Genomic DNA, 6,323 nt, shown 5'->3' with positions numbered 1-6,323 from the left:
ATCACGGCCATCGACCGTGCCGTAACCGGTGACGACACCGTCACCGAACGGGCGGTTCTCACCCAACCCGAAATTCTGCGACCGGTGCCGCGCCAACGCATCGAGTTCGACGAACGAGCCCTCGTCGAGCAACGCGGTGATCCGCTCCCGCGCGGTCAACTTGCCCTTCGCGTGGACCTTCTCCACCGCCGCCTCACCCGAGGGAATCTCCGCAACCGCGAGACGTTTACGAAGATCGGCCAACTTACCCGCAGTGGTATGGATATCGGGTTCGGTCGTGGTCATGCAGATGTCCCCTGAGTTCTCTGTGCGGAAATATCGAGTGGAGATTGTCAGCTCGTCGCGAGTGATCGCGCGATGACGAGACGCTGAATCTGATTGGTGCCCTCGAAGATCTGGGTGATCTTGGCGTCGCGCATGTATCGCTCGACGCGGAAATCCCGGGTGTACCCGTAACCACCGAACACCTGCACCGCATCGGTGGTCACCTTCATGGCCGCATCGGTCGCGATCAGCTTGGCCACGGACGCGTTGCGCGAGTACGGAAGTCCGGCGTCACGCCGACGGGCCGCATCGAGGTAGGTGGCACGGGCTGAATCGACCGCCGCCGCCATGTCCGCCAACACGAAGCCCAGACCCTGGTGGTCGATGATCTTCTTACCGAACGCCGTACGCTCCTGGGCGTATTTCACTGCGTCGTCGAGTGCAGCCTGGGCGATTCCCACTGCGACAGCGGCAATTCCGAGCCGTCCTGCATCGAGAGCACTGAAGGCGATCTGGAGCCCCTGCCCCTCCGCACCGATTCGCCATTCGGTGGGGACGTGCACGTTGTCGTAGTGCGCTGAGGTCGTCGGGATCGCGTGCAGTCCCATCTTCTCCTCGGGCTTGCCGAAGCTCAGGCCGTCGGTTCCGTTCGGGACGAGGAAGCACGAGATGCCCTTGGAGCCTTCTCCGGTGCGAGCGAAGAGGTTGTAGAAGTCGGCCACTCCGCCATGGGTGATCCAGGCCTTCGATCCGTTCACGGTGTAGCCGCCGTCGGTCGGGGCGGCCTTGCACACGAGCGCCGCAGCGTCGGAGCCGGCCTGCGCTTCGGACAGCGAGTACGCGCCGATCTGTGCACCACCGAGCATGCCCGGGAGCTTGTCTGCCTTCTGCTGATCGGTACCGAACGCCATCACGGGATAGCAGGCCAAACCGTGCACGCTCACCGCGACTGCAACGGCGGCCCAGCGCGACGCCAACTCCTCGAGAACCTGGAGGTAGACCTCGTACGGTTGACCGCCACCGCCCCATTCCTCGGCGTACGGCAGGCTCAGCAGACCCGCTTCGCCGAGGGTGGCGAACACCCCGTCCGGGTAGGACTCGTTGCGTTCGTGTTCGTCGACGATCGGGTCGAGCACCTTGTCGGCCACATCGCGGGTCAGCGCGATGAGGTCACGCGCTTCGGACGTGGGCAACAGACGGTCGACGGGCACGTGAAACCTCCGGGGCTATCGAATCAGTACTGCCGAATGATCCGCAGTACTGATGCACAGTACTGCACAAGTCGATGCAGTACCATCCTTGATGTGAACGCACCCGTGACCTCGCATGCCACGGCGCGCCGTTCCGAACTCTTCGACCAGCTCGTGAGCCTGTTTCTGGCAGAGGGCTTCGCACACCTGACCCTCGACACCATCGCGGCCCGGCTTCGCTGCTCCAAGTCCACCCTCTACACCCTTGCGTCCAGCAAGGATCAGCTCGTCGGCGGAGCCACCGTCCACTACTTCAAGTCCATGACCATCCAGGTGGAGAATGCAGTCGCCGAGGTGGACGGCACCCGCAATCGCATCACCACGTATCTCACCGCAGTAGGTGCAGCCCTCGAATCGGCATCCGAACAGTTCATGACCGACCTCGCATCGCTCGAATCTGCTCGTTCGGTGTACGAGCGCAACACGGCTATCGCCGCCCGGCGTGTTCAGGAATTGATCAGCGAAGGCGTGGCAAGCGGTGAAGTGCGCGATGTACACGCCGCCTTCGTCGGCGATGTCGCCTCGTCGGTGATGGTTCGAATCCAGACTCGCGAGGTGTTTCGCTTGACGGGACTCAGCGACGGCGACGCCTACCTCGAACTGGCGAAACTGCTGACGGCGGGCATCGGCGCGTAGCCGCGGCGTAGGGAATGAATTCATCCCGCCACGCGCTGAAGTACTGTGAATATAGTTGATCCTTCAACGAGAGAGCGCGTGATGAAGAAGATCGGATTCCTGTCCTTCGGACACTGGTCACCGTCCCCACAGTCGCAGACGAGGTCCGCGTCGGACGTGTTGCTGCAGTCCATCGACCTGGCGGTCGCAGCCGAGGAACTGGGTGCCGACGGCGCGTACTACCGCGTCCACCACTTCGCCAACCAGCTCGCGTCGCCGTTTCCACTGCTCGCTGCCGTCGGCGCTCGAACGAGCACCATCGAGATCGGTACCGGCGTCATCGACATGCGCTACGAGAATCCGTTCTACATGGCCGAGGACTCGGGCTCTGCGGACCTCATCTCCGGCGGGCGGCTGCAGCTCGGGATCAGTAGAGGATCGCCCGAGCAGGTCATCGAGGGCTACCGCTATTTCGGCTATGCACCCGCCGAGGGCTCGGATCATGCCGACATGGCCCGTGAACACACCCGTATCTACCTCGACCTTCTCGAAGGCAAAGGCTTCGCACAGCCGAATCCAAGGCCCATGTTCCCCAACCCACCCGGTTTGCTGCGCCTCGAACCGCACTCCGCCGGTCTGCGTCAGCGCATCTGGTGGGGTGCCGGCACGCGCGAGACCGCCGAGTGGACCGCGCGCCAGGGCATGAACCTCATGAGCTCGACGCTGCTGAGCGAAGACACCGGAGTGCCGTTCCATCAGTTGCAGGCCGAGCAGATCGAACGGTTCCACAAGACGTGGAGCGATGCCGGTCACGACTTTGCGCCGCGAACGTCGGTGAGCCGCAGCATCTTTCCCATCGTGAGTGATCTCGATCGTGCCTATTTCGGCCGGGAGGGCACCGGCGACGATCAAGTCGGCTACCTCGACGGCGGCAAAGCTCGATTCGGCAAGACATACGCGGGTGAGCCCGATCGGCTGATCGAAGAACTCGCTGCGGACGAGGCTATTGCGGCAGCGGACACCCTGCTGCTCACCGTCCCCAATCAGCTGGGCGTCGACTACTGCGCGCACGTACTGGAGACTCTGTTGCGCGACGTCGCTCCCGCGCTGGGGTGGCGTTGATCACCTGGTGAGCGGTGGCGTTTGGGTTCGGTGAACGTGGGTACTGGCTGCACGTTCACCCACCACCACCTGCCAGGAGTTTCCGTGCTCAAACGCGACGTATCCGCGCGCCTCGATGTAGACATCACCGCCGCCACCACGCTCGAATTCCAGATCGCGATCGCGCCACACCCGGGCACGACCGTCACCGAGTCCCTGTCCTTCGTCCTCGACGGTAACCCCATCGAGGCCAAGGAAGTGAGCGGACCGCACGGCAACCGCATTCACGTCATGCCCGCCGATGTAGGCAATCTGCAGGTCTCGTACGACGCCACCATTCTCGGCAACACCACCCCGGCACCGGTCACCGACTACGACATGTCGCTCTACCTTCGGCCGAGCCGCTACGCCGAGGCCGACAAGTTCTACGGTTTCGCTGCAACCGAATTCGGCGACTACGCAGACTCCGAGGAACTGCTGGCCAAGATTTCCGCGTGGGTCGGTGCTCGCCTGAGTTACGTTCCAGGAAGCAGTGATCCGATCGACGGAGCCGTCGACACGCTGCTCGCCGGCCAGGGCGTCTGCCGGGACTACTCGCACTTGGTTGTCGCCATGCTGCGCGCAGTCAACGTTCCGGCCCGGCTCGTCGCGGTCTACGCACCCGGCTGCGATCCGATGGACTTCCACGCTGTCGCCGAAGCATTCGTGGGCGGTCAGTGGCGCGTCGTCGATGCCACGTGCCTCGCACCTCGCTCGACGCTGGTCCGGATCTCGGTAGGCCGCGACGCCGCCGACACCGCATTCCTGGACAACCACAAGGGTGCCATCACACTGAACAGTTCCGTGGTCACAGCCGTGGTCGACGGCGAGCTTCCCCATGACGACATCACCGAGCTGGTCTCCCTCACCTGATCCTCCGACCGAACGCCGCGGTCATGTGATCTACATCACAGCGGCGTTTGTTTTCGGTCGCGGAAACCGACTAAGTATCCGTTACCAACAATCACAGCCACCTGAAAGGGCAACATCATGAGCTTCATCGACAAGGCCAAGAACGCAGCAGAAGACGCCATCGGCAAGGCGAAGGAAGTTGTCGGCGACGCCACGAACAACAAGGACCTCGAGGCCGAAGGCAAGAAGGATCAGGGTTCGGCAGGCGTGAAGAAGGTCGGCGAGAACATCAAGGACACCTTCAAGTAACCCACCAGTTCATCGAGTGCCGCCGATCTCGATGATCGGCGGCACTCGCCTTTCACTCCACCCAATTCACACTCGGAGAACGGATTCCCCTCATGACCACATCGACCGACACGACCAAGACCACCAAGCGTCGCGGCGGATTCGCCTCGAAGTTTGCCCTACTCATCACGCTGGTCCTCGTGGCAGCACTGGTGATCTTCGTGCTGCAGAACACCGTGCACACCACCATCAACTTCCTGGGCTGGAACTTCGATCTCGGCCAGGGCGTCTCCCTGCTCGGCGCAGCAGTCGTCGGAGCCGTCATCACGCTGACCGCGACCGCTGCGCTCAAGGTTCGACGCGCAGTCCGATGATCCCCTTGCTCGCGCGCAAGTACCTGTACCGCTACCTCATCGTCGCGATCGGACTTCCCGTCCTCGCGCGGTTGTTGGCCTTCGCCGGTCAAAGCCTCGAACAGCGAACGGGGAAAGACAATGTCGTGTCGAAGGGCTTGAAGTCGGCCGGCCGATTCGCGCAACGGCGAGCCGACAAGTCCCAGGGCAAGAAGGACCGCAGGTCCCGGCAGGCAGTCCGCTAGGCCGGTCGACGAGTACGTCGACCGGTGGTAACGGCCTACCCGGCGGCCATCAATGCCCCGCCGGGTCGGTCAGCGACTTACCTTCCTGAGCCTTGACGCGTTTGCGTTCCAGTAGGACAAGGGCAATTCCGGCCACGAGAAGAACCGGCGCGGCAATCGCCCCGATCCACACCCATCCGGTGAAGCCATAGCCAGCCGCGGTGAGGGTGAGCCCGAGACTCACCAATGCCACTCCGATGCAGATGTATCCGGGCCAGTTTCGCGTGTCGACGATCGCTTCACCCGCGTGGCCGCGGGTCGTCCGATCGTCGTCACGTGCACCGGCGTCGGAATCGCTCGTGTTCTCGTGCGCCATGCAGACCTCTCGAGGTGATGTGCGACGGCCACTGACCGCAAGCCGGTCCTGGGGAGCGTTCGCCGCCTGCACTTCGCACTTCCCGGAACCCGCCGTCCACAAACATGCGGCCGTCGGCTCAGTCGTGCCAACTCACAGCAGCGAACGGAGCGTGGCTCGTCAGTCGGCCGACAATGCCTGCGTGCGCGAAGTCCTTGGCGGTTGCCACCGCATCGAGCACGTCCGCACCCTTGGCAAGCTCGGCGGTGATGGCCGCCGCGAAGACGCATCCCGCTCCCGAGACCCGCTCGTCGCCGATTTTGGGGGCGCGCAACACGGTCAGTTCGGACCCGTCGTAGACGACGTCGACGGCGTCGTCGCCGGGCAACCCGGCACCACCCTTGACCACGACGAAGCGAGGTCCGAGTTCGGCAATTCTCTTCGCGGCCTCACCGAGGTCGTCGACAGTGTCGATGGCGTCCATTCCGGACAGCGTCTGCGCCTCGAACAGATTGGGGGTCAGTACGGTGGCCAACGGCAGAATCTCGCGACGAAGGGCATTGTCGGTGTCGAGCGCCGAGCCCGGCTCCTGACCTTTGCAGATCAACACCGGATCGACCACCACATGCCGCCACGGCTGCAGACGGAGCGAATTCGCCACCGTTTCGACGGTGGTGGGTGTGCCGAGCATACCGATCTTGACGACATCGAGATCGTGTGCGGCAGTGGCAACTTCGATCTGATCGGCGATGACCGAGCTGTCGACGGGAACGAAACGGTGACCCCAGTCGGACTTCGGATCGAACGAGACGATGCACGTGATGGTGCCGACCCCGTAGACCCCCAAGCGCTCGAATGTCTTGAGGTCTGCCTGCAGACCGGCTCCACCGGTGGCTTCCGATCCTGCGATCACGTACGCGATTGTCGACATGACCTCAGTATGACAAGTACCGGTCGGCCTGAAATCAGGTGGTCGCGCAGC

The 6,323-nt window shown here is 63.3% G+C and carries 10 protein-coding genes; 6 read left to right on the top strand and 4 right to left on the bottom strand.

Annotated features, from left to right (window positions below; all coding sequences use genetic code 11):
• Both CH275_RS21735 and CH275_RS21730 read right to left on the bottom strand, forming a co-directional pair.
• The coding region (locus CH275_RS21735) for a carboxyl transferase domain-containing protein (RefSeq protein ID WP_306436961.1) at window positions 1-285 on the bottom strand (285 nt) is incomplete at its 3' end.
• 47 nt (window positions 286-332) lie between these two features.
• Entirely contained in the window at window positions 333-1,475 is a 1,143-nt protein-coding gene (locus tag CH275_RS21730; protein ID WP_094680265.1) for an acyl-CoA dehydrogenase family protein, read from the bottom strand.
• Window positions 1,476-1,568: 93 nt separating this feature from the next.
• Here CH275_RS21730 and CH275_RS21725 point away from each other — a divergent pair, with 93 nt between their 5' ends.
• The 6 genes from CH275_RS21725 to CH275_RS21700 all read left to right on the top strand — a co-directional run bounded on the left by CH275_RS21725 (window position 1,569) and on the right by CH275_RS21700 (window position 5,007).
• Complete coding sequence (locus CH275_RS21725; RefSeq protein ID WP_179276271.1) at window positions 1,569-2,150, top strand: TetR/AcrR family transcriptional regulator; 582 nt, start codon at window positions 1,569-1,571, stop codon at window positions 2,148-2,150.
• Between the two features lie 81 nt (window positions 2,151-2,231).
• Window positions 2,232-3,251: an LLM class flavin-dependent oxidoreductase gene (locus CH275_RS21720; protein ID WP_094680264.1), complete on the top strand. Its 1,020-nt coding sequence runs from the start codon at window positions 2,232-2,234 to the stop codon at window positions 3,249-3,251.
• Window positions 3,252-3,335: 84 nt separating this feature from the next.
• Window positions 3,336-4,142, top strand: a complete 807-nt coding sequence (locus CH275_RS21715; protein ID WP_094680263.1) for a transglutaminase-like domain-containing protein — start codon at window positions 3,336-3,338, stop codon at window positions 4,140-4,142.
• Between the two features lie 117 nt (window positions 4,143-4,259).
• The gene (locus CH275_RS21710; protein ID WP_027495724.1) at window positions 4,260-4,430 is read left to right on the top strand and encodes a CsbD family protein; all 171 of its coding nucleotides are present in this window, start codon (window positions 4,260-4,262) and stop codon (window positions 4,428-4,430) included.
• A 92-nt stretch (window positions 4,431-4,522) separates the two neighbouring features.
• Window positions 4,523-4,783 carry a lipopolysaccharide assembly protein LapA domain-containing protein gene (locus CH275_RS21705; RefSeq protein ID WP_094680262.1) on the top strand — a complete coding sequence of 87 codons (261 nt, stop codon included), beginning with the start codon at window positions 4,523-4,525 and terminating at the stop codon, window positions 4,781-4,783.
• Window positions 4,780-5,007 carry a hypothetical protein gene (locus CH275_RS21700; protein WP_094680261.1) on the top strand — a complete coding sequence of 76 codons (228 nt, stop codon included), beginning with the start codon at window positions 4,780-4,782 and terminating at the stop codon, window positions 5,005-5,007. The genes CH275_RS21705 and CH275_RS21700 overlap by 4 nt, the downstream gene beginning before the upstream one ends.
• A gap of 49 nt (window positions 5,008-5,056) precedes the next feature.
• Here CH275_RS21700 and CH275_RS21695 read toward each other — a convergent pair whose 3' ends face one another.
• Together CH275_RS21695 and thiD are read right to left on the bottom strand one after the other, a co-directional pair.
• A complete protein-coding gene (locus tag CH275_RS21695; protein WP_094680260.1) occupies window positions 5,057-5,362 on the bottom strand; it encodes a hypothetical protein in 306 nt (101 codons plus the stop codon).
• A 118-nt stretch (window positions 5,363-5,480) separates the two neighbouring features.
• On the bottom strand, window positions 5,481-6,272 hold the full coding sequence (gene thiD / locus CH275_RS21690) for a bifunctional hydroxymethylpyrimidine kinase/phosphomethylpyrimidine kinase (protein WP_094680259.1): 792 nt from the start codon (window positions 6,270-6,272) through the stop codon (window positions 5,481-5,483).
• Window positions 6,273-6,323: the final 51 nt, after the last annotated feature.

The organism is Rhodococcus sp. 06-235-1A (genome assembly GCF_002258785.1).
Classification (GTDB): domain Bacteria; phylum Actinomycetota; class Actinomycetes; order Mycobacteriales; family Mycobacteriaceae; genus Rhodococcoides.
The sequence above is the reverse complement of the archived record's forward strand: the minus strand, read 5'-3'. Positions and strand labels throughout refer to the sequence as shown.

Bases quoted from the DNA above. Each gene is read 5' to 3' on its own strand.
- CH275_RS21720 (WP_094680264.1), top strand. From the start codon at position 2,232: ATGAAGAAGATCGGATTCCTGTCCTTCGGACACTGGTCACCGTCCCCA.
- CH275_RS21710 (WP_027495724.1), top strand. From the start codon at position 4,260: ATGAGCTTCATCGACAAGGCCAAGAACGCAGCAGAAGACGCCATCGGC.
- CH275_RS21705 (WP_094680262.1), top strand. From the start codon at position 4,523: ATGACCACATCGACCGACACGACCAAGACCACCAAGCGTCGCGGCGGA.
- CH275_RS21700 (WP_094680261.1), top strand. From the start codon at position 4,780: ATGATCCCCTTGCTCGCGCGCAAGTACCTGTACCGCTACCTCATCGTC.
- CH275_RS21695 (WP_094680260.1), bottom strand. From the start codon at position 5,362: ATGGCGCACGAGAACACGAGCGATTCCGACGCCGGTGCACGTGACGAC.
- thiD (WP_094680259.1), bottom strand. From the start codon at position 6,272: ATGTCGACAATCGCGTACGTGATCGCAGGATCGGAAGCCACCGGTGGA.